General features: G+C 75.5%; 19 protein-coding genes. 14 read left to right on the plus strand and 5 right to left on the minus strand.

The features are described from left to right. Positions 1-129 precede the first annotated feature (129 nt). The 6 genes from ACFWI8_RS16485 to ACFWI8_RS16510 all read left to right on the plus strand — a co-directional run bounded on the left by ACFWI8_RS16485 (position 130) and on the right by ACFWI8_RS16510 (position 8,084). Complete coding sequence (locus tag ACFWI8_RS16485; RefSeq protein WP_387091458.1) at positions 130-1,158, plus strand: LacI family DNA-binding transcriptional regulator; 1,029 nt, start codon at positions 130-132, stop codon at positions 1,156-1,158. A 44-nt stretch (positions 1,159-1,202) separates the two neighbouring features. Further along, entirely contained in the window at positions 1,203-2,831 is a 1,629-nt protein-coding gene (locus tag ACFWI8_RS16490) for an FAD-dependent oxidoreductase (RefSeq protein ID WP_387091285.1), read from the plus strand. 118 nt (positions 2,832-2,949) lie between these two features. After that, positions 2,950-5,091 (plus strand): hydantoinase/oxoprolinase family protein, encoded by a 2,142-nt coding sequence (locus ACFWI8_RS16495; RefSeq protein ID WP_387091288.1) that lies wholly within the window; start codon positions 2,950-2,952, stop codon positions 5,089-5,091. A 47-nt stretch (positions 5,092-5,138) separates the two neighbouring features. Continuing rightward, positions 5,139-5,753, plus strand: coding sequence for a hypothetical protein (locus tag ACFWI8_RS16500; RefSeq protein ID WP_387091461.1), 615 nt, complete (start codon positions 5,139-5,141; stop codon positions 5,751-5,753). 6 nt (positions 5,754-5,759) lie between these two features. After that, on the plus strand, positions 5,760-7,049 hold the full coding sequence (locus tag ACFWI8_RS16505; protein ID WP_387091291.1) for a transporter: 1,290 nt from the start codon (positions 5,760-5,762) through the stop codon (positions 7,047-7,049). A gap of 48 nt (positions 7,050-7,097) precedes the next feature. After that, entirely contained in the window at positions 7,098-8,084 is a 987-nt protein-coding gene (locus tag ACFWI8_RS16510) for a twin-arginine translocation signal domain-containing protein (protein WP_387091294.1), read from the plus strand. A 22-nt stretch (positions 8,085-8,106) separates the two neighbouring features. On the opposite strand, the gene ACFWI8_RS16515 is transcribed toward ACFWI8_RS16510, so the two are convergent. After that, positions 8,107-8,943 (minus strand): helix-turn-helix transcriptional regulator, encoded by an 837-nt coding sequence (locus tag ACFWI8_RS16515; protein WP_387091297.1) that lies wholly within the window; start codon positions 8,941-8,943, stop codon positions 8,107-8,109. 164 nt (positions 8,944-9,107) lie between these two features. Here ACFWI8_RS16515 and ACFWI8_RS16520 point away from each other — a divergent pair, with 164 nt between their 5' ends. Next, entirely contained in the window at positions 9,108-9,857 is a 750-nt protein-coding gene (locus tag ACFWI8_RS16520; RefSeq protein ID WP_387091300.1) for an SDR family oxidoreductase, read from the plus strand. Further along, positions 9,854-10,330, plus strand: coding sequence for a nuclear transport factor 2 family protein (locus ACFWI8_RS16525; RefSeq protein WP_387091303.1), 477 nt, complete (start codon positions 9,854-9,856; stop codon positions 10,328-10,330). The genes ACFWI8_RS16520 and ACFWI8_RS16525 overlap by 4 nt, the downstream gene beginning before the upstream one ends. Before the next feature lies 1 nt (position 10,331). Here the strand turns inward: ACFWI8_RS16525 and ACFWI8_RS16530 are convergent, their stop codons facing one another. Next, the gene (locus ACFWI8_RS16530; protein WP_387091306.1) at positions 10,332-11,006 is read right to left on the minus strand and encodes a histidine phosphatase family protein; all 675 of its coding nucleotides are present in this window, start codon (positions 11,004-11,006) and stop codon (positions 10,332-10,334) included. A 146-nt stretch (positions 11,007-11,152) separates the two neighbouring features. On the opposite strand from ACFWI8_RS16530, the gene ACFWI8_RS16535 reads away from it, so the two are divergent. Next, on the plus strand, positions 11,153-11,983 hold the full coding sequence (locus tag ACFWI8_RS16535; protein ID WP_387091309.1) for a VanZ family protein: 831 nt from the start codon (positions 11,153-11,155) through the stop codon (positions 11,981-11,983). Positions 11,984-12,133: 150 nt separating this feature from the next. After that, on the plus strand, positions 12,134-12,274 hold the full coding sequence (locus tag ACFWI8_RS16540) for a hypothetical protein (RefSeq protein WP_387091312.1): 141 nt from the start codon (positions 12,134-12,136) through the stop codon (positions 12,272-12,274). 183 nt (positions 12,275-12,457) lie between these two features. On the opposite strand, the gene ACFWI8_RS16545 is transcribed toward ACFWI8_RS16540, so the two are convergent. Then, entirely contained in the window at positions 12,458-13,252 is a 795-nt protein-coding gene (locus tag ACFWI8_RS16545) for a phosphatase (RefSeq protein WP_387091315.1), read from the minus strand. Positions 13,253-13,442: 190 nt separating this feature from the next. On the opposite strand from ACFWI8_RS16545, the gene ACFWI8_RS16550 reads away from it, so the two are divergent. Further along, the gene (locus tag ACFWI8_RS16550) at positions 13,443-13,640 is read left to right on the plus strand and encodes a hypothetical protein (RefSeq protein ID WP_387091318.1); all 198 of its coding nucleotides are present in this window, start codon (positions 13,443-13,445) and stop codon (positions 13,638-13,640) included. Here the strand turns inward: ACFWI8_RS16550 and ACFWI8_RS16555 are convergent. Continuing rightward, positions 13,632-14,783 carry a low temperature requirement protein A gene (locus ACFWI8_RS16555; RefSeq protein WP_387091321.1) on the minus strand — a complete coding sequence of 384 codons (1,152 nt, stop codon included), beginning with the start codon at positions 14,781-14,783 and terminating at the stop codon, positions 13,632-13,634. The two genes, ACFWI8_RS16550 and ACFWI8_RS16555, sit on opposite strands and share 9 nt — an antisense overlap. 14 nt (positions 14,784-14,797) lie before the next feature. Then, entirely contained in the window at positions 14,798-15,691 is an 894-nt protein-coding gene (locus ACFWI8_RS16560) for a LysR family transcriptional regulator (RefSeq protein ID WP_387091324.1), read from the minus strand. 84 nt (positions 15,692-15,775) lie between these two features. Here ACFWI8_RS16560 and ACFWI8_RS16565 point away from each other — a divergent pair, with 84 nt between their 5' ends. From ACFWI8_RS16565 to ACFWI8_RS16575, 3 genes are all read left to right on the plus strand, one after another. Then, positions 15,776-17,071 (plus strand): nuclear transport factor 2 family protein, encoded by a 1,296-nt coding sequence (locus ACFWI8_RS16565; RefSeq protein WP_387091327.1) that lies wholly within the window; start codon positions 15,776-15,778, stop codon positions 17,069-17,071. Positions 17,072-17,306: 235 nt separating this feature from the next. Continuing rightward, entirely contained in the window at positions 17,307-19,997 is a 2,691-nt protein-coding gene (locus tag ACFWI8_RS16570; RefSeq protein WP_387091330.1) for a LuxR C-terminal-related transcriptional regulator, read from the plus strand. After that, positions 19,990-20,871, plus strand: a complete 882-nt coding sequence (locus tag ACFWI8_RS16575; RefSeq protein WP_387091333.1) for an alpha/beta fold hydrolase — start codon at positions 19,990-19,992, stop codon at positions 20,869-20,871. The genes ACFWI8_RS16570 and ACFWI8_RS16575 overlap by 8 nt, the downstream gene beginning before the upstream one ends. The last annotated feature ends 3 nt before the right edge of the window (positions 20,872-20,874 follow it).

The following is a 20,874-nucleotide window of genomic DNA, read 5'->3' on the forward strand; positions in this document are numbered from 1 at the left end:
CGCTAATCCGCATTAGTCATGGGTGTGGTCGCTCACTCCCGCCAGCTAATGCGCATTAGTCGGAAGGTGGGAGAAGTGACCGAAAGGAAGCCCCGCGTGGCGCGGCGCGGGCGGCCTCGGCAGGCCGAGGTGGCGCGGCTCGCGGGCGTCTCGCAGACGACCGTGTCGCTGGTCCTGGGCGGCAACAAGCAGGGCATCGTCATCCAGGAGGCCACCCGCGAGCGGGTGCTCGAGGCGGCCAGGACCCTCGGCTACGTCCCGGACCCCGCGGCGCGGCGGCTGGCGGCGGCGCGGAACAACCTGCTGGGCGTGTTCAGCTTCACCGCCACCTTCCCCACCGCGGTCGAGCACTCCTACTACCGCTTCCTGGTCGGCATCGAGCAGGAGGCCGCCGCCCGGGGCTACGACCTGGTGCTGTTCACCGGGTCGAGCAGCGGCGGCGCCGGGGCCGGCGCGCCGGGGGCGCTCGACCGGGTGCGGCTCGCCGACGGCTGCCTGCTCCTGGGGCGGCAGGTGCCGGCCGAGCCGCTGCGGCGGCTGGTGGCGGACGGCTTCCCGCTGGTCCACCTCGGCCGCCGGGACGAGCCCGAGGGCCTGGCCTGGGTCGGGGCGGACTACGCGACCGCCAGCGCCGAGGTCGTCGGACGGCTGGCCGGTCTCGGGCACCGGCGGATGCTGCTGGTCCGCGAGGACGACGACGCGCCCGCCTCGGCCGACCGGGAGCGGGGCTTCCTCGCCGGTCTTGCCGCCGCCGGGCTGCCCGCCGCCCGGGGCACGGTGGTGCGCACCGCGCGGCCCGCCGCGGAGCTCGACGCCGCGTGGTTGCGGGCCAGGTACGCCGAGGGGGTCACCGCGTTCGTCGCCGAGGAGACCGACACCGGCGAGGCCTGGCGGGCGCTGACCACGGCCGTGGCCCGGGCCGGGCTGCGGGTGCCGGACGAGGTGTCGCTGGCGCTGCTCGGCTCCCCGCCCGCCGACCTGGCGGGGGAGCCGGAACCCACCGGCTTCGACATCCCCAGGGCGGATCTCGGGGCCGCCGCCGTCCGCCTGCTCACCGACCTGCTCGCCGGCGGGGAACGGACGTCGGCGGCCCTGGTGACCTGCCGCTTCCGCCCCGGCGCGACCGTGGCGCCGCCCGCGTGCCCGGCGTCCCCCTGACCGCCGCACCGCACACACCGAGCACCGAACGAGGAGAAGCTTCCATGCCGGAACCGACCAGCCCACCCGCCGAGACCGACGTCCTCATCGTGGGCGGCGGGCTGGGCGGGGTCGCCGCGGCGCTCGCCGTCTGCCGGGCCGGGCGGCGCGCCGTCCTGACCGAGGAGACCGACTGGGTCGGCGGCCAGCTGACGGCGCAGGCCGTGCCGCCCGACGAGCACCCGTGGATCGAGCAGTTCGGCGCCACCGCGAGCTACCGGGCGCTGCGCGGCCACATCCGGGACTACTACCGCCGCTGGTACCCGCTGCGTTCCGAGGCCCTGGCGGTCACCGAGCTGAACCCGGGCGCCGGGCGGGTCAGCAAGCTCTGCCACGAGCCGCGGGTGGCGCTGGCCGTGCTGGAGGCGATGCTCGCCCCGCACCGCGCGGCCGGGCGGCTGACGGTGCTGACCGAGCACCGGCCGGTCGCCGCCGAGACCGAGGGCGACGCGGTGCGCGCGGTGACGCTGCTCGACACCCGCCGCGGCGTCCGCCGCACCGTGACCGCGCCCTATGTGCTGGACGCCACGGAGACCGGGGAGCTGCTGGAACTGGCCGGGGTCGAGCACGCGCTCGGCGCCGAGGCGCGGGCCGAGTTCGACGAGCCGCACGCGCCCGACGAGGCCCAGCCGCTCAACCAGCAGGGCATCACCGTCTGCTTCGCCGTCTCCCACCACGCGGGCGAGGACCACGTGGGGGACCGCCCAGCCGACTACGCGTTCTGGCGCTCCTACCGCCCGGAGTTCTGGCCCGGGCCGCTGCTGGGCTTCACCGCCCCCGACCCGCGCACGCTGGAGCCGGTGGAGCGCTCGTTCCGGCCCAACCCGGAGTCCGATCCGCTGGTCGTCGCCGCCGACCAGAGCGCGGACGCGGGGGACAAGGAGCTGTGGGGCTTCCGGCGTATCCTGGCGCGCGGGCTGCACCGCCCCGGCGCGTTCGACTCGGACATCACACTGGTCAACTGGCCGCTCAACGACTACTGGTTGAAGCCGCTGGTCGGCGCGGGCGAGGCGGTGGCGGCGGAGGCGCTGGCGGGGGCGCGCGAGCTGTCCCGCTCGGTGCTGTACTGGCTCCAGACCGAGGCGCCAAGGCCCGACGGCGGCACCGGCTTCCCCGGGCTGCGGATCCGCCCCGACGTGACGGGCACCCCGGACGGCCTGGCCAAGTCGGCCTATGTGCGGGAGTCCCGCCGGATCAAGGCGGTCACCACCGTCACCGAGCACGACGTGGCGATCGACCTGGTCGGCCCCTACGGCGGCACCCGGCACCGCGACTCGGTGGGCGTCGGCGGCTACCGCATCGACCTGCACCCCTCGACCGGCGGCGACGACTACATCGACATCGGCTCCGTGCCGTTCGAGATCCCGCTCGGCGCGCTGCTGCCGCGCCGGGTCGGCAACCTGCTGCCGGCCGGCAAGAACATCGGCACCACCCACATCACCAACGGCTGCTACCGGCTCCACCCCGTGGAGTGGAACGTCGGCGAGGTGGCCGGCGCGCTGGCCGCCCACTGCCTGGACGCCAAGGTGACGCCGCACCAGGTGCGAGAGGAGGAACAGCGGTTCGCCGACTTCGCCCGGGTCCTCGACCGCGCCGGCGTCGAACGCCACTGGCCCGACGTGCGCGGCTACTGAACGCCCCGGGCCCCGGCGGCCCGCCCCCGTGGCCGGTGAACCCGGGCGGGACAGCTCCACCTGTCCCGCCCGGCACCGCCCACTTCCGACATGGCACACAAGGAGGTGTCCCTCGAACATGACCGCTCAACGGACCACTCACCGCCTGCGCGTCGGCATCGACGTGGGCGGAACCTTCACGGACGCGGTGGCGGTCGACGCCACCTCGCTGGAGCTGATCGGCCAGGTGAAGGTCCCGACCAGCCACCACCATCGCGACGGCGTCGCGCATGGCATCGTGGAGGCGCTCGACCGGCTGCTCACCGAGATCGGCCGCGCCCCCGAGGACGTGACGTTCCTGGCACACGGCACGACTCAGGCTACCAACGCCCTGCTCGAGGGGGACGTCGCCCCCGTGGGGCTGGTCGGCATCGGCAAGGGGCCCGCCGGGTTCCTGACCCGCCGCCTCGCCGCGCTCGGCAGGCTGGAGTTGGCGCCAGGACGCAGGCTGCCGCTGCGCTACGCCCACCTCGCCGACCCGGGCGACCCGGCCGCCGTGCGGGACGCGGTGGCGCGGGTCACCGAGGCCGGCGCCGAAGTCGTCGTCGCCACCGAGCCGTTCAGCGTGGACGCGCCGGAGGGCGAGGAGGCGGTGGCCGCCGAGGCGCGGGCCGCGGGACTGCCGGTGACCACGGCGCACGAGATCACCTCCCTCTACGGCCTCGGCAAGCGCACCCGCACGGCCGTCGTCAACGCCGCGATCCTGCCCCGGATGCTGGCCACCGCCGACCTGGTGGACACCTCCGTGGTGAAGGCGGGCGTGCGGGCGCCGCTGATGGTGATGCGCTGCGACGGCGGCGTGATGTCGCTGGACGAGATGCGCCGCCGCCCGCTGCTCACCATCCTGTCCGGCCCTGCCGCCGGGGTGGCGGGGGCGCTGATGCGGGAACGGGTCAGCGAGGGCGTCTTCCTGGAGACCGGCGGCACCTCCACCGACATCAGCGTCATCCACCGGGGCAGGGTCGCGGTGCGGCATGCCGAGATCCTCGGCCGCAGCTCCTACCTGCCGGCGCTGGACGTGCGGACGGTCGGCGTCGGCGGCGGCTCGATGGTGCGGGTCGGCGGCGGGGCGGTGGTCGCGGCCGGGCCGCGCAGCGCCCACATCGCCGGGCTGCCCTACGCCTGCTTCGCCGCCCCCGAGGACCTTCGGGACGCCACGCTCACGCTGATCCGGCCCATGCCGGGCGACCCGGACGACCACGCGGTGATCGACGCGGCGGGCGGACGGTTCGCGCTGACCATGACATGCGCGGCCAACGCGCTGGGCCGGGTCCCGGAGGGCGACTTCGCGCGGTCCGACCCGGCCGTCGCGGCGGCGGCGCTCGCCCCGCTGGCCCGGGCCCTTGGCACGGACGTGCCGGGCGCGGCGAAAACCGTGCTGGACGCGGGCGCCGCCCGGGTCAGGGAGGTCGTGGACCGGATGGTTCGCGACTACCGGCTCGACGAGGAGGCCGTGGTGCTGGTCGGCGGCGGGGGCGGCGCCGCCGCCGTCACCCCACACCTGGCCGCGATCACCGGGCTGCCCGGGAAGATCGCCGCCCACAACGAGGTGATCAGCCCGGTGGGCGTGGCGCTGGCGCTGGTCCGCGAGCAGATCGAGCGGATCGTGCCAGGGGCCACCCAGGAGCAGATCCTGGGGGTGCGCAACGAGGCCGAACAGGCCGTGGTCGCGCAGGGCGCGAGCCCCGAAGCGGTCGAGGTGGAGGTCACCGTCGACCCGCAGACCAGCACGGTGCGGGCCGTCGCCACCGGCGCCACCGAACTCCGCACCCAGGACCGCGCCCACCGCGCGGACGACGCCGAACGGCTCCGTGCCGCCGCGGCCAGCCTCAGGGTGCCGCCCGAACGGGTGGAGGTGCTGGCCGGCACCCCCTCCCACACCGTCTACGGGGCGGTGCGAAGGCGGCGGCTGCGGCGGGCGCTGCACCCGGTGCGGGTGCTCGACGCCGACGGCGTGGTGCGGCTGCACGCGGCCGACGCCCGGGTGGCCACCACCACCGTGGCCGAGGCGCCCGGCGTGCTGGCCGACCTGGTGCGCGAGACGACCTCCTACGGCGACGGCGGCGTGCGCGCCCCGGCGGTGCGCCTGCTGCTCGGTACCCGAATAGCCGACCTGTCCGGCGTGCTGGACGCCGAGCCGCTGCTGGCCCTGGCCCGCAGCGAGCTGCGCTCCCGCACCGGGGACGAGCCGGTCGTCGCGGTGCTCGAGGTGCGGTCGTGAGCGCCGTCGTTCCCGCCCCTGCCACGGCTCGCCCGCTCGCCGAACGCCTGGGCCCCGCCCGTCTCGAGCGGCTGCTCGCCGACTGCGCCGCGCTGGCCGACCGGGACGACACCGCGTTCGCCGTCGCCCTGCTGGCCGGCACCCCGACCCACGAGGGCCGCGACGAGGAGACCCTGCGCCGCTGGGCGGTCGCGGCCGCCCGGTTCGGCGCCGCCCTGGCCGCCGAGCCGGCGGACGCCGGGCCGCCCCGGGTGGTGGAGCGCCCCGGCGGCCTCGACGGCGACCCGCCGCTGCTGGCCCGCTACCGCTCCCGGCCCGAGCCGACCGTCGAACTGTTCACCGACACCGTGGCGTTGGCCGAGGAGCTGATCGAACTCCTCGGCTGGCGCGCCCGGTACCCCGAGGGCGCCGTCCGCGCCGCCGCCGTCGCCCACGAGGCGGGCCACCACCGGCTGCACGAGCCCGCCGCGAAGCGGCGCCTGCGGGTCGCGCTCGACCACCAGCTGCCGCTCCTCGGCCGGTGGCGGCGGCTCGGCCATGTCGCCGGCGCCGACGAGATCGCCGCGCACGCCTACGCCGGCGCCACCCTCGGCCTCGGCCGCGGCCCGCTGCTGCTGACCGCCGCGCTGGCCCGCGCGGTCGTCGCCCTGCGAGAGGACTGAGAGACCGTGGGAATCGTCATTCTGCTGATCATGCTGGCCGGGGTCGTGCTGATGCTGACCCGCAAGCTGCCCACGGCGTTCGCCCTGGTCCTGCTCGGCGTCGCCGTCGCCCTGGTGGTGGGGGCGCCGCTGACCGGGGAGGCCAGCGTCTTCGACACCGTCCTCCAGGAGGGCTCGGCCAGGCTGGCGGCCACCATGATCGCCATCCTGCTCGGCTCCTGGCTCGGCAAGCTGCTCGACGAGACCGGCATCGCGGGCACCCTGGTCCGCAAGATCGTGGAGTTCGGCGGGGACCGGCCCACCGTGGTCGCGCTCGGCGTCCTCGGCATCTCCGCGCTGGTCGGCACCGTCACCGGCTCCGCGCCCGCCGCGATGCTCGCCGGCATCATCGGGATCCCCGCGATGATCGCGGTGGGCGTGCCCAAGGTGACCGCCGCCGGGACCATCCTCATGGGGATCGCCGCCGGCATGCCGTTCGAGCTGCCGGTCTGGCAGTTCTTCTCGACCGCCCTCGACCTGCCGGTGGACACGGTGCGGGGCTTCATGATGCGGCTGTTCCCGTTCGCCGCCTTCTTCGCCGTGCTGTTCGTGCTGGTGGAGACCCGGCGGCGGGGCGTGGAACACACCTGGTCGCTGCGGTCGTTCGACGCGCGCCCCGACCGGCGCCCCTCGCGGCGCGAACGGCTCGGCGACGCGCCGTGGTACGCGCTGTTCACCCCGGCGGTCCCGCTGGTGCTCGCCCTGGTCTTCGAGGTGGCGATCATCCCCTCGCTGCTGGCGGGCGTGCTCTTCGCGCTGGTCACCACGACCCGGCCACGCGACATGAACACCCGCCTGCTGCGCACCCTGTACGCGGGCTTCGAGGTGGCGGCCGCGCCCATCGCGCTGTTCGTGGCGATCGGCGTGCTGCTGGCGGCGGTGCAGCTGCCGGACGCCGTCACCGCACTCGAACCGCTGGTCGAGGCCGTCAGCCCGCGGAACCCCGTGCTGTTCGTGCTGGTCTTCACCGCGCTGGTGCCGCTCTGCCTCTACCGGGGCCCGTTGAACGTCTACGGGCTGGGCGCCGGCATCGCCGGCGTGCTGATCGCGGCGGGGATCTACCCGGCCGTGGCGGTGCTCGGCCTGACCGCCTCCTACAACCAGGTGTTCGGCGTCGCCGACCCCACCAGCACCCAGACGGTGTGGAGCGCCCAGTACTCGGGCGTCAGCCCCCAGCAGGTGATGGTCAGGACGCTGCCCTACGTGTGGTGCGTCGCCCTCGGCGGCTTCGCCGTCACCGCCGCGCTGCACCTGTAGAACTCTCCCGATCCCACGACCCGTACCACCGATGCGACGGAGTCCCTGATGCCCCTGAACCGCCGTACCTTCCTGTCCGCCGCCACGGCCACCGGCGGCCTGCTCGCCCTCGGCACGCCCGCCACCCCGGCCGCCGCGGCGCCGGGCGGCTTCCCCGACTACCGCCACCTCGGCACGCTGCTGACCCCGGGGCGGCTCTCCTACAACCCGACCGGCGAGATCATCTTCCCCTGCGTCCGCGGCGTCTACGACCGGCTGTCCGCCCCGCTGGGCCGCTACTACCTCTACTACGCGCCGCACGACGCGCCCGGCGGCATCTGCCTGGCGTACGCGGACTCCATCGCGGGCCCCTACACCGAGTACCCGGGGAACCCGATCGTCTCCAACCGCTGGTCCCCGCACTACTCGGTCAGCCACGTCTCCTCGCCGCACGTCATGTGGCACGAGGGCGAGCGCGAGCTGTGGCTCTACTTCCACGGCGAGAACACCACGACCCGTCTCGCCCGTTCGTCCAACGGCATCGACTTCGTCTACGACCGCACCGTGCTGACCACCTCGATGCTGCCCTCGGGCACCACCGAGGCCTCCTACGCCCGGGTCTTCCCGCACGCGCTGCCGGACCGGGGCGCGCGCTACGTGATGCTCTTCATGATGAACACCACGGCCAACCACCGCTCCATCGGCTGGGGCTGGTCACCGGACGGGCGGAGCTGGAGCTTCGCGAGCCAGCCGCTGATCAGGTACTCCGACATCGGCGTCAACGACCTGAGCGGCCCGCACCTGCTGACCAGGAACGGCTCCGCGTACGTCGTCTACCACACCGACCGGGCGAGCGGCGGGACCATCCGGATCACCGAGGTCGGCGCCGACTTCTCCCGCCGTGACCACCTGGGCGTCTTCTACCGCCCGCTGGCCGGGGCACCCGACAACGGCCGGGCCGCCGCGCCGGCGTTCGGCACGGACCGCGGGGTGCCGTACATGATCTACGAGGCGGGGGAGCGCCTCGCCGGCAGCATCGCCATCGCCCGCGGCTGAGCCGCCTCCGGCCGGCGCGGGATCAGCGTTCGACCGGCTGGGGCGGCGGCGCGTGGAGGCTGCCGAGGAGGGCCAGGGCCTGGGCGCTCGGGCTGTCCGGAGGCGCCTGGTAGACCACGAGCTGCTGCCCCGGCGCGGCGCGCACGTCGAAGGTCTGGTAGGTGAGGGACAGGACGCCGACCTCCGGGTGGTCGAGCTCCTTGGGGCCCTGGCTCTTGACGGACACGACGTGGCCGCGCCACAGCGCCGCGAACTCCGCGCTGGCCGCCAGCAGGGTGTCCACCACCTCCCGGAGCCGCGGGTGGTCCGGGTCGGGGCCGGTGCCGTGGCGGAGGCTCGCGACGGTCGCCTCCGCCACCTCGGGCCAACGCCGGTAGAACGAGCGGGCAGCCGGGTCGAGGAAGGTTGTCAACGCCAGGTTGTCCAGCCGCCGGAAGGGCGAGAACAGGGCGCGGGCCAGCGCGTTGGCGGCGAGGACGTCGAGCGTCGCGTCGAGCACCAGCGCCGGCGTGTGCGCGTAGCCGTCGAGCAGGGTCCGCAGCTCGGGCGAGACCAGCCGGTCGGTGGCCGGCCCACGGCCGTCGGGCGCGGCGCCGGCCAGCCGAAAGAGGTGGTCCCTGGCTTCGGCGTCCAGCCGGAGGGCGTCGCTCAGGGCGCCGAGCACCTGGGGCGACGGGTTCCGCTCCCGCCCCTGTTCGAGCCGGGCGTAGTAGTCGCCGTTGACGCCGGCCAGCACCGCCACCTCCTCGCGCCGCAGCCCCGGCACGCGCCGCCGCCCGTACGAGGTCAGGCCGAGTTCCTCGGGACCGAGGCGGGCGCGCCGGGCGCGCAGGAACTCGCCGAGTGCGTTGTCGCTCACCCTGTTCCTCACCCTGTCACTCCCTCTCGCTCGCCCCGTCCAGCGTAGGCGCGGGCCGGCCCGTCGTGCCTGGGTGTGCCACACCCGGGCAACGGCCGTCCTGGTTGCCGGGACGCCGCGCCCGGAGAGTGGACGCCACCCGCTGAGAGAAGGGAGCAGCCGTGGTGACATCCACGAGCGACACCAGGAACATCAGGAACGTGCTGGTCACGGGAGCCAGCAGTGGGATCGGCGAGGCGACCGCGCGGCGCCTCGCGGCCGAAGGACACCGGGTCTTCCTCGGCGCCCGTCGTGTCGAGCGCCTGGAACGGCTGGCCGACGAGCTCCGCGCGGCGGGCGGTCAGGTCGGGTACCGCCGCCTCGACGTCACGGACGCCGCCGACACCCGCGCCTTCGTGGCCGCGGCGCTGGAGACGTTCGGACGCGTCGACGTGCTGGTGAACAACGCCGGCGTGATGCCGCTGTCGCCGCTGGAGGCGCTGCGGACCGAGGAGTGGGACCGCATGATCGACGTGAACGTGCGCGGCGTGCTGCACGGGATCGCCGCCGTGCTGCCGCACCTGCGGGAACAGGGCGGCGGGCACGTCGTCAACGTCGCCTCGGTCGGCGCCCACGAGGTGGTGCCGACCGCCGCCGTCTACTGCGCCACCAAGTTCGCGGTGCGCGCCATCTCCGAGGGCCTGCGCCAGGAGTCGTCCGGCGACATCCGCGTCACGCTGGTGTCCCCCGGGGTGACCGAGTCCGAGCTGGCGGACAGCATCGGCGACCCGGTGGCGCGGGAGGCCATGCGCGCCTACCGCGCGGTGGCGATACCGGCCTCCGCGATTGCCGACGCCATCGCCTACGCCGTCGCCCAGCCCGCCGAGGTCGACGTCAACGAGATCATCGTCCGCCCGGCCGCGAGCGCCCAGTGAACGCAGCCGGGAACGCGGCGCTGCTCGACCGGGTGCGCGCGCTGGAGGACGACCGCGACCTGCGGGCCCTGATGATCCGCGGCTGGCGGGCCCTGGACGCCAGGGACTGGGACACCTGGAGCGAGTGCTGGACGGAGGAAGCGGTCTTCGAGTTCGGGCCGTGGCAGGAGGTGCGCGGCCGGGACGCGATCCGCCGCACCGTGGTCGAGGCGGAGTCCGGCTACGCCGCGATGCAGCACCACATCCTCAACACGGCCTTCGAGGTACGCGGCGACCGGGCGACGGGCATCGGCTACCTGTGGTTCGTCGCCGTGCCCCGGCCCGACATGCGCGCCACGCCGTACGCGATGGGCGGCCCCTACGACTGGGAGTTCGTCAGGACCGCCGCCGGCTGGCGCCTGGCCCGCCAACGCCTGGGCGTCTGGTGGGAGACGGGCCAGGACCCGACGGCGGCCTTCGGCGACCGCGGCTAGCTCACTGGTCGGGGAGTCCGTCCTCGACGCTGGCGCCGGCGGGACCGCTGTCGGCCGGGCCGCTGTCCTCGGCGCCCACGGAGCGGCCCTCCCAGCTGAGGAGCCGCCAGCCCTCGTCGGGGGCGCCGGAGAGGATCACCACCCCCGTGTTCCGCAACTCGTGGGCGGCGGCGAACGCCACGTCGACGTTGGCCGCCCGGGCGGCCACCCAGGTCCTGATGGCGGCCCCGTGGCTCACCAGGGCCACCGTCCCCGCGCCGGTGCCGGCGGCCTCCGCGACGACGGCGTCGAAGCGGCCAAGGGCCTCCACGCCGTTCTCGCCGCCCGGCATCCGGCGCGTGGCGTCCCCGGCCGACCAGGCGAAGGCGGTGGTCAGGTACGTCTCGATGGCCTGGTCGTCGCCCCGCATCTCCAGGTCGCCGGCGGACAGTTCCCGGATGCCGTCCCGCACTCGGACCTCAAGGCCGGTCCGCTCGGCCAGCGGCGCCGCGGTGAGCTGGGTGCGGATCAGGGTGGAGGCGTACAGCGCGCCGATCTCCTCCCCGGCGAGCGCCTCGGGCAGGGCCGCCGCCTGCTGCTGCCCGAGCGGCGTCAGCGCCGGCCCCGGCACGGCCGTGTCGAGGAGGTGCTTGAGGTTGGAGGGGGTCTGGCCGTGGCGTATCAGCAGCAACCGCATGGGAATGGTGTGTCTCCAGGGATAGGGGGCGGACCTCCCACTGTGCCACCACCCCGGCCGGCGACGCCGCGTGGGCCGCGTGGGCGCCGGCCGCCGCGGGTAGACGCCGGGGCAGCGGATCCCGGTCGCCGACCGAAGGAGTGCCGATGCCGACGCCGATGCCGACGCCGATGCCGACGCCGTCGCCAAGGGAGCGGACGCCGTTCCTCCAGCGCGACTCCTGGGGTGCCTCGCTGGCCAGGACGGTCGTGCTGTTCGTCGCCCTGGTGTGCATGGTCGCCTTCGCGGTGGCCCTGGCGCGGGTGACGCTGGTGCCCTCGCCGGCCTCCACCGAGATGATCCACACCAACCTGGAGCCCGGCTCCTCGATCCGCGCCTACCTCGACCAGCCCGACCGGTTCTCGATCCTCCAGCAGGTCGGCGGCAACGTCCTGCTCGGGGTGCCGTTCGGCGTGCTGCTGCCGATGCTCTTCCCACGCATCCGTGGCCTGCTGCGGGTGCCGGCCTTCACGGCCCTGGTGATGGTGTTGGTGGAGATCGCCCAGGGGCTGATCGTCGAGGGCCGCGCCTTCGACGTCGACGACGTCATCCTCAACACCACCGGTGCCCTCGTCGGCTACGTGCTGGCTGGCCGCTGGCTCGGCCACGCCCTCCACCCACGCCGCCACCACTGGTGGCACCGCTGGACCCGCCGCGACACGCCGCCGCCGGCCATGACGGTGACCGACGACGACCGGCCGTCGCCCGCGAGTTCCGTCGCCGCGGGGCCCGCGGCGACGGCTGGCGCCGGGCCCGCAACCGAGACGAAGCCCGCGGCGAAGAAACCCGCACGCAAGGCCGCGACCGAGAAGACGGCGGCGAAGAAGACCGTGGCGAAGAAGGCGGTGGCCAAGAAGACCGCGACGAAGAAGACGACCGCCAAGAAGGCCGCTCCGCGCAGGCACGGCACCACAGACCCCGGAACGACCGCCGGTTAGCGGCGGGCCCGATCGGGCCAACGACCGGCACGGGCCGGCCAGAGTCCGCACCGCGCCGCCGCAGACGAAGTCACCGTGTCGGTCCGCGCGGGGGGTGCCGCCGCAGGCTGGGCATCGGCGTCGCTGTCGGGCAGGTGTCGGCGAAGCCATGTGAGCGGCAGGGCCGCGCAGCGGCTGACAGGGCGCCCGCGCCGCCAGGCCGGCGTGGCCGCCGGCCTGGCGGCGGCGAAGTCCCTGGTGAGCAAGGCGACCTGCCGCCGGCCGGGCATCGGCGCCGCCAAGGCGGCGTAGCCGCCGGCCAGGCACCCGCACGGCGCCCCTGCAGGCGCGTTCCGCGCAGGGGTGTCGCCGGCGCCGGGGAAGTGCCTGCTGAGCAAGGCGCCGTGCCGCCAGCCAAGCATTGGCCGCCGCCAACTCCGGTTGGCCGCGCCCGCGCATCGGCGCCGCCAACCCCGCTGTCGCCGCCGGCCAGGCCTACGCGGTCGTGAGGCCGGACGCGTCCAGCAGGTAGGCGGTGAGGGGTTCGTAGAAGTGCGGGCTGGTGACGTAGTCGTCGAGTGGGACGCACACCGTGAGCGTGCCCTCCGCTTCGCCGAGGAAGAGGGCCGGGTCGTTGCTGTCGGCGTAGCCGACGGTGTTGATGCCGCGTTCCGCCGCGCAGCCGGCCCAGCCGTGGTCGGCGATCACCAGGTCGGGCGGGGGCTCGCCCTCCTGGGGGAGGGCGTCCAGGATCTCGGCCATCGGCCGTGGCGAGTGGGTGTGCCAGAGCGAGGCGCCGCGCTCGTAGACGGCGACGTCGGCGAACTGGGCGATCCTGCCCTCGTCGGCGGTGAGGCCGAGCGGCACCCGCACCAGCTCGCAGCCGGCCGCCCGGAGGGCGGCGGCGGTGCGGACGTGCACGCCGAGCAGCCCGCCGGGGTGGCCGGTGGCCACCAGCACCCGCTGGCGGTCGGCGACGGCCTTCCGCAGCAGCGTCGCGGCCCGGTCCAGGGCCTCGACGGTCAGTTCGGGGTCGATGGTGTCCTGGCCCTGCCGGTGCTCCGGGTCCTCGTCGACGCCGCACCGCTCGGCCATCACGGCCAGCACGTCCTGTTCGTCGGTCCAGCGGTCGCCGAGCTCGAGGCCGAGCCAGTAGTAGCGGTTGCCGTTGGCCAGCTCCCGGTAGTGCGCCAGGTTGTTCTCCCGGGGAGTGGCGACCTCGCCCGCGATCCTGGTCTGTATGAGGTGTTCGATCAGTTCCGAACGGGAGGGGACGGCGGAGGTCGGCATAGGGCAAGTATCGCCTGGCCGGTGAACTTACGGTGGCGGTGTCGCCGAGCTGTGATCTCCCCGTGGAGTGGTCCGTCGTTCGATGTACCGCGGGCGCCGACGATCGTCCCGCGGGCCGAGGTGGGGGCCGGGCGTCCGGGCCTAGCGTCGAGCGTGTTCGTGGTGGACGTGCGAGAGGGGACGCGGGGCGATGGCTCCTGGCAAGGCACGGTTGGTGGAGGGCGGCGCGCTGGTCGTGGGCGGCGGCCTGCTGCGGCTGTTCGGCGGCGACCTGGAGCTCGGCTGGTTCGAGGCGCACCCGCTCGGCGTCGTCCTGATGCTGGCGGGCGGCGTACAACTCCTGGACGGAGCATGGCGGTTGACCCGAGGGCGGCGGGAGTCAGCGTGAGGGGTGGTGCGCGATCGTGCCGGCGGCGACGAGGGCGGTCGTCAGCAGGCCGGTGAGCAGCACGGCGGCGGGCAGGAGGGTGGCGGCGAGCACCAGTGCCGCCGTCAGCGGGAAGAGCAGGCCCTGCCGGCCGTCGACCTGGTGCGGCCTGATGTGCAGCAGCCACAGGACGACCAGGAAGAGCGCGACGGGGAGGGTGACGGCCGCGGCGGCCGCGACGCGGCCGACGGCGGCGTGGTGCACGGAGTGGTCGACGTTGACCGCGAGTCCCGCGCCGACGGCAGCGGCCGCGCCGAACACCAGGTAGTGGCCGTAGCCCCAGACGAAGGCCGTCCGCTGGGAGACCAGCAACTCGGCGGCGGGCTTGGCGAAGTACAGCCACCACATCGAGAAGACGATCAGCAGCCCGCCGGCCGCCACCGTGAACAGCCGGGCCGTGGCCTCCTGCGTGTCCACGGCCGAGCGCACGGCCGTGGTGGCGGACAGCACGGACTCGCCGAGCACGATCAGCGTGAACAGGCCGTACCGCTCGGCGATGTGGTGCGGGTGGAACGGCGTGCGGCGGGCCAGCTCCGCCCACACCGGCACCGCCAGGTCGAAGGCGGCGAACGCCGCGAACAGCGGCAGTTGGAGGCCGGGCGGCAGAAGCAGCCAGCCCAGCCACGCCGCCTGTACGACGGCGAGGCCGAGCGCATAGCGGCGGGCGGTGGCCCGGCCCTCCGGGTGGGCGCGGGCGGCCCGCAGCCACAGGCTGACCAGGGCGGCGCGCATCACCGTGTAGCCGATGGCGATGATGAGGAAGTCGCCCTGCTCGAAGGCGCTGGTGACGCCGGCGGCGAGGATCAGGGCGCCGGTGATGGTCACCAGCAGCGCGATCCGGTACGGCACGTCGTCGGTGTCGTAGGCGGAGGCGAACCAGGTCACGTTCATCCAGGCCCACCAGATGGCGAACCAGCCGGCCAGGAAGCTGAGCACGGCGTGGCCGGCGTGGTCGTCCGCGACGTAGTGGTGCAGCTCGCCGGCGATCTGCGCCACGGCGACCACGAAGCACAGGTCGAAGAACAGCTCCAGCGGGGTGGCCACCCGGTGCTCCTCCTCGGGATCGCGGGCGGCCATGGGCCGATGCAGGGGCGCGCTGCTCATGGGGACATACTGGGTCATTCCTCCGTTCCGTGGCGCGTGTCGAAGGCCGCGGCGAGCTGGTCGAGCAGGGGTGTCGCCGACGGGTGCCGGTCCTGGCGCGGGGTGATGGCGTAGACGCCGCGGGTCGGGGGATCGATGAGGGCCACCGTGGTGACGTCGGCGCGCAGCGCGCCCCGCAGCGCGCCGGGGATCAGGGCGATGGCGTGGCCGGTCGCGACCAGGGCCGTCTTGCCCGGCAGGTCGGCCGCGGCGAGGTCGACGCGGGCGGTGACGCCGGCGCGGGCGGCGTGCTGGCGCAGCAGCGCCGCCGAGCCGTCGTTGTCCTCGACCCAGGTCTCGTCGGCCAGTGTCTCGACGCGCACCGGGCCGTGCCCGGCCAGCGGGTGGTCGGCGGGCAGCACGACGACCATCTCGTCCATGCCGAGGAAGCGTCGTTCGACCCGCGGGTCGTCGGGCAGCCCCGGGGGCGCGTCGGTGACGACGGCGACGTCGAGCTCGCCGGCGACCACGCGTTCGTGCAGCCGTGCGCTCAGCCCGGGGGACAGGCTCCAGCGGAGCGGCGCGGCCCCGTCCAGCAGGCGGCGGATCGCGGCGGGCACGATCCCGGCGGCCAGCGACGGGGTGGCGCCGACGGCCAGCGGCCGACTCGGCGCACCGTCGCGAACCGCCCGCACGGCGCGGTCGGCCTCGTTGAGCGTGCGCAGGGCGTGGTGCCGGAACACCTCGCCGGCGGGTGTCGGGCGCACGCCGCGCACGTGCCGCCGCACCAGCTCGGCCCCGAGCTGGCGCTCCAGGCCGGCGATCTGCCGGGAGACCGCCGACTGCGTGTAGCCGAGATCGGCGGCGGCCGCCGACAGCGACCCGAGCCGGCACACCGTCACGAACGTCCGCCAGGCGGTCAGATCCATGGGGCCAGGATATGCGTTTCGCGCATGGTGGCCCTGCGAGATCTGCGCTTGTCGCAGGGGAGTGCGGCCCACAGGCTGGGACGCATGACCGCACCGCACCACACGATCGCCGTCCTCGGCCTGGGCCGCATGGGCGCCGCCATCACCGACCGACTCGCCGAGCACGACCTGGACGTCGTCGGCTGGACGCGCTCCGGACGCGCGGCGGACGTCCGCCGCACCGTCGGGGACCCGGACGAGGCCGTGGCGAAGGCCGACGTCGTCCTGCTGGCGCTGTTCGACGGCCGGGCCTGCGCGGAGGTCGTCGACCGGGTCCACGGCGCGCTGCGCCCGGAGGCGATCGTGGTGAACACCAGCACCGTCGGCCCCGACGAGGCGGCGGGGCTGGCCCGGCGGCTCGGCGCGGCTTACGTCCACGCGCCCGTGCTCGGCTCCGTGCCGGCCGTCTCGGCCGGCGCCCTGCGGATCCTCGCCGCCGGCGAACAGGCCGCGTTCGACCGGGCCCGGCCGGTCCTGGACGCGCTCGGCACCGTGCGGCGGGTGGCCGACGCCGCCACCGCCGCCGCGCTCAAGCTGGTCGCCAACTGCGGCCTGGCGGGGGCCGTGCTGGCGCTGCGCGACGCGCTGCGGCAGGCCGAGGCGTTGGGGCTGTCCCGGGACCAGGTCCTGGACGTCCTCGAACTCGGCCCGCTCGGCGGTCTTGTCGCCCGCAAGCGGCCGTTCCTCCTCGGCGAGCCGACCACGGCGGAGTTCACCATCGGCGCGCTGGCCAAGGACCTGGCGCTGCTGGCCGCCGCGTCCGGCCGCCCGCCGGGCGGCGCGGCGGAGCTGGCGGCCATCGCCGCTGCCGATCCGGAGGCGGATATCGCGGTCGCCGCCACGGTCCCCGCCGTGGACGACGCCGTGCGCGACGCGCTGCGGCAGTTCGAGGCGCTCGGCCTGCCGCGCGACCAGGCGCTCGACGCGCACGCACTCGGCCCGCACGGCGCGCTGGCCGCCGCCGGCCCGGAGGTGGATATCGCGGTCGCCGTGGACGACGCCGTGCTCGCGCCGCTGCGCGCCTACGTGCGCGGCCACGCCACCGGCGACCCGGCCCACTTCCGCGACGCGTTCCTGCCCACCGCGCACATCGAGGGGATGCGGGACGGGGCGTTCGTCTCGTGGCGCCTGGACGCGTACTGCTCGCTCTTCCCCGGCCGGCCCGCCCAGGACGAGGCGACCCGCACTCGCCGCGTCGACGCCGTCGACGTCCACGGCACCGTCGCCACCGCGACCATGACCCTCCACCACGGCGCCGACACCTTCACCGACGTCTTCCTGCTGGTCCGCGCCGAGGCCGGCTGGCGCATCGCCAACAAGGCGTACCACCGGCACACCTGAGCCGCCGGGCGGCTGGCCGCCGGGCTCACCGAGTACGGCCCGCGTCTCCTGGGGCGAGTGCGCCGCCACCGACCGCGCCCGCCTCTGTCTCGGCACCGGCCCGGCGCCGCCCGCTGTTTCTGCTTCACGAGGCGCGTCAACCGCACTCGCGTCGCCGAGCCTCGCCGCCGCCGACGGGCGTGACGGTTCGGCGCCGTGGCGTCCGCACGTGGCCGGTCTCCTACAGTGGGGCCTCGTGCTCTACGGGAGATCGGCGGAGATCGACGCGCTCGACGAGGTGATCGCGCGGGCCCGCGACGGCTTCGGCGGGGCCGTGGTGTTGCGCGGTGAGGCCGGCGCGGGGAAGACGGCGCTGCTCGACGCGGCGGTCGCGCGCGGCGGCGCGATGCGGGTGCTGCGGGCCACCGGCGTGGAGGCCGAGTCCGACCTCGCGTTCGCGGCGCTGCACCAGGTGCTGTGGCCGGTGACCGGCTCGCTCGACGCGCTGCCGGAACCGCAGGGCGACGCCGTGCGCGCCGCCCTCGGGCTCGCCGCGGGCGGTGGCGGCGACCGGTACCTGCTGGGCGCCGGGGTGCTGTCGCTGCTCGCCGAGGCCGCCGCGCCGGACGGTCTGCTCTGCGTGGTCGACGACTTCCAGTGGGTCGACCGGGCCTCGGCCGACGCCCTGCTGTTCGCCGCCAGACGGCTGGCGACGGAACGGATCGCGCTGCTGTTCGCCGTCCGCGGGGACGCGCCGGTCAGGGGCGTGCCGCTGACGGTGGACGTGCCGGGCCTGCCCGGCGCCGCGGCGGCCGAGCTGCTGGCGACCCGCCACGGGGTGGCGCCCGCGGTGGCCAGGGAACTCGTCGCGGGCACCCGGGCGAACCCGCTCGCCCTCGGCGAGATCGCCGCCCGCCTGACGCCCGCGCAGCTCGCCGGACGCGAACCGCTGCCCGACCCGCTGCCCGGCGGCGCCCGGCTCTTCGGCGAGCGGGTGGCGGCCCTGTCCGCCCCCGCCCGGCTGCTCGCCCTGGTCGCCGCCGTGGCGGCCGACCTCGACCTGGTGCTGCGCGCCACCGACCGTCTTTCGGGGACGCGGGAGGCGCTGGCGGAGCTTGAGGAGTCGGGGCTCGCCGCGCTCTCCGGCAGCCGGGTGCGGTTCCGCCATCCGCTCGTCAGGTCGGCGGTGCACGAGGCGGCCGCACCGGCCGACGTCCGCCGGGTACACGCCGTGCTGGCGGAGCTGACCGAGGGCGACAGCCGCGCCTGGCACCTGGCAGGCGCCGCCCTGGGCCAGGACGAGCGGGTCGCCGCCGAGCTGACGGCCGCCGCGGCGCGGGCGCGCGACCGCGGCGGGTACGGCACCGCCGCCACCGCGCTGGCCAGGGCCGCCGAGCTGACCCCGGAGCCGTCCGCCCGGGCTGTGCGCCTGAAGGACGCCGCCGTCGCCGCCTGGCTGGGCGGCCGACCAGGGCAGGCCGAGTCGCTGCTGGCCGAGGCCCGCGAGCTGGCCGGCGCGGACGCCGGGCTCGCCCTGGAGATCGCCCGGCTCCGCGGCCGGTTCGAGCTGAACTCGGGCGACGCCGCCGAGGCCGTACGGATCCTGGCGGCGGGCGAAGGGCTCGACATGCTCGCCGACGCCATGGAGGCCGCCTCGTACGTCGGCGACCCGGCGGCCGTCGTCGAACTCGGGCGGCGGGCGGCCGCGCACCCCGAGGGGTTCCTGCGGGACACGCTGGCCGGGATCGGCCTGACGTCGGCCGGGGACGCCACAGGGCCCGGCCTGCTGCGGCGCGCGCTGGCCAGGACCGGCGAGCTCGGCGAGGCGGCCGAGTACCTGTGGGCGGCGGCCGCGGCCAGCCAGCTCGGCGAGTCGGACCTGGCGACGGAGCTGGTCGACCGGGCCGGACGGGTGGCCAGGGTGTCGGGGATGGCCGGGCAGCTCCCCGTGGTGCTGGAGTTCGTGGCGACGGGCGAGCGCCTCGTCGGGCGGCTGGCGAGCAGCCAGGCCGTCTCCGAGGAGGGCCTGGAGCTGGCCAGGGACGCCGGCTACGCGAACACGGTCGCCGCGCACCTCGCCAACCTGGCGGTGCTCGCGGCGCTGCGCGGCGAGGCGGAGAGCTGCGAACGGCGGGCCCGCGAGGCGCTGGCCATCGCCGTGCCGCACCGGGTGGGGCTGCGGGCCGGGGTCGCCACGTACGCGCTGGCGCTGCTCGACCTGGGCCTGGGCCGGCACGCGGCGGCGCACGTCCGGTTCACCGCCCTCGCCGACGCCGGGCCCGGCGTCGGGCACCCCACCGTGGCGTGGCGGACGGCACCGGACCGCGTCGAGGCCGCCATGGGCGCCGGCGACGGCGCGGCGGCGCGGGCGGCGTCGGAGGCGTACCGGCGGGGGGCGGCGCACGCCGCGACGCCCGAGTCGCGCGCCCTGCTGGCCCGCTGCCGTGGCCTGGTCGAACCGTCGGACGAGGCGCTCGACGCCTTCGACGAGGCGCTGCGGCTGCACACCAACCCGTTCGAGGCGGCCAGGACGGCCCTGCTGCTTGGCGAACGCCTGCGCCGCGCGCAGCGGCCAGGCGAGGCGCGGCCGCACCTGCGGACGGCGTGGGAGACGTTCGACCGGGCGGGCGCGCGGCCGTGGGCGAGGCGCGCGCGGGCCGAGCTGCGGGCGGCCGGCGAGAGCGGGCAGGCCCCGCCCGCCGCCGCGCTCGACGCGCTGACCCCGCAGGAACTGCGCATCGCGGAGCTGGTCGCCGACGGGCTGTCGAGCAGGCAGATCGCCGCCCGGCTCTTCCTGAGCCCGCGCACGGTCGAGTACCACCTGTACAAGATCTATCCGAAGCTGGGCATCGGCTCCCGTACGGAACTGGCGCGACTGGTGGTTCTGACCGGTAGTTCTACGGAAGGCACCGGCGGCGGAACCCGACATGCTCTGAGACATGAGTAGCGAAGTGAAGATCTGGAGCGAGGAGTTCGGCGCCGAGACGGACGCGCCGATCCTGTTGGTCATGGGTTCGATGTCGCAGGGCGTCCTGTGGCCGGACGAGTTCGTCGGGCGGCTGGTCGCCGGGGGCCGCCGGGTGATCAGGTACGACCACCGGGACACCGGCCGGTCGGACACCGTCGACTTCGCGGCGGACCCGTACACGTGGGACGACATCAAGGACGACCTGTACCGGGTGCTGGACGCCCACGGCCTGGAGAGCGCGCACCTGGTCTGCCACTCGGCGGGCGGGCTGCTCGGCCAGTTCGTCGCGGTGGAGCGGCCGGAGCGGGTGCGCACGCTGACCATCATCGGCTCCTCGCCGCTCGGCGGCGGCGAGGGCCAGGTGATCATGCGGGCCCTGATGGGGGAGCCGCAGCCCGAGGGGAGCCTGCCCGAGCCGACCCCGGAGTTCGTGGCCTTCTACCGCGCGCTGCTGGCCGCCGCACCGCCGGCTGACCGGCGTGCCAGGATCGACGGCATGATCGCCGAGCAGCGGCTGCTGCACGGCACCGGGCTGCCGTTCGACGAGGACGCGGCGCGTCGGCTCCAGGAACGGATCCACGACCGGGCCCGCGACCTGTCGGCGGTGGCCAACCACCGGCTGGCCGCGGCGGCCAAGCCGGACTTCGAGCCGGTGGGCGTGCTGCACCGGGTGCAGGCGCCGACGCTGGTCATCGAGGGCAGCCACGAGCCGGCCAAGCCGGGCCATGGCGCGCTGATCGCCGAACAAATCCCGGGGGCGCGGCTGCTGATCGTGCCGGGCATGGGGCACACGCTACCGCCGGAGACGCACGAGGAGCTGGCCACCGCGATCCTCACGCACACGGCCGGGTGACGC

Origin of the sequence: Streptomyces sp. NPDC127098 (assembly GCF_042722465.1) — a bacterium.
Lineage (GTDB): Bacteria > Actinomycetota > Actinomycetes > Streptomycetales > Streptomycetaceae > Streptomyces > Streptomyces millisiae.

What these genes read in the sequence shown, in the direction of transcription:
- ACFWI8_RS16565 (WP_387091327.1), top strand. Translation starts at nt 15,776, where the DNA reads ATGACCGCACCGCACCACACGATCGCCGTCCTCGGCCTGGGCCGCATG.
- ACFWI8_RS16530 (WP_387091306.1), bottom strand. Translation starts at nt 11,006, where the DNA reads ATGCGGTTGCTGCTGATACGCCACGGCCAGACCCCCTCCAACCTCAAG.
- ACFWI8_RS16545 (WP_387091315.1), bottom strand. Translation starts at nt 13,252, where the DNA reads ATGCCGACCTCCGCCGTCCCCTCCCGTTCGGAACTGATCGAACACCTC.
- ACFWI8_RS16575 (WP_387091333.1), top strand. Translation starts at nt 19,990, where the DNA reads ATGAGTAGCGAAGTGAAGATCTGGAGCGAGGAGTTCGGCGCCGAGACG.
- ACFWI8_RS16555 (WP_387091321.1), bottom strand. Translation starts at nt 14,783, where the DNA reads ATGAGCAGCGCGCCCCTGCATCGGCCCATGGCCGCCCGCGATCCCGAG.
- ACFWI8_RS16560 (WP_387091324.1), bottom strand. Translation starts at nt 15,691, where the DNA reads ATGGATCTGACCGCCTGGCGGACGTTCGTGACGGTGTGCCGGCTCGGG.
- ACFWI8_RS16510 (WP_387091294.1), top strand. Translation starts at nt 7,098, where the DNA reads ATGCCCCTGAACCGCCGTACCTTCCTGTCCGCCGCCACGGCCACCGGC.
- ACFWI8_RS16535 (WP_387091309.1), top strand. Translation starts at nt 11,153, where the DNA reads ATGCCGACGCCGATGCCGACGCCGATGCCGACGCCGTCGCCAAGGGAG.
- ACFWI8_RS16490 (WP_387091285.1), top strand. Translation starts at nt 1,203, where the DNA reads ATGCCGGAACCGACCAGCCCACCCGCCGAGACCGACGTCCTCATCGTG.
- ACFWI8_RS16495 (WP_387091288.1), top strand. Translation starts at nt 2,950, where the DNA reads ATGACCGCTCAACGGACCACTCACCGCCTGCGCGTCGGCATCGACGTG.
- ACFWI8_RS16550 (WP_387091318.1), top strand. Translation starts at nt 13,443, where the DNA reads ATGGCTCCTGGCAAGGCACGGTTGGTGGAGGGCGGCGCGCTGGTCGTG.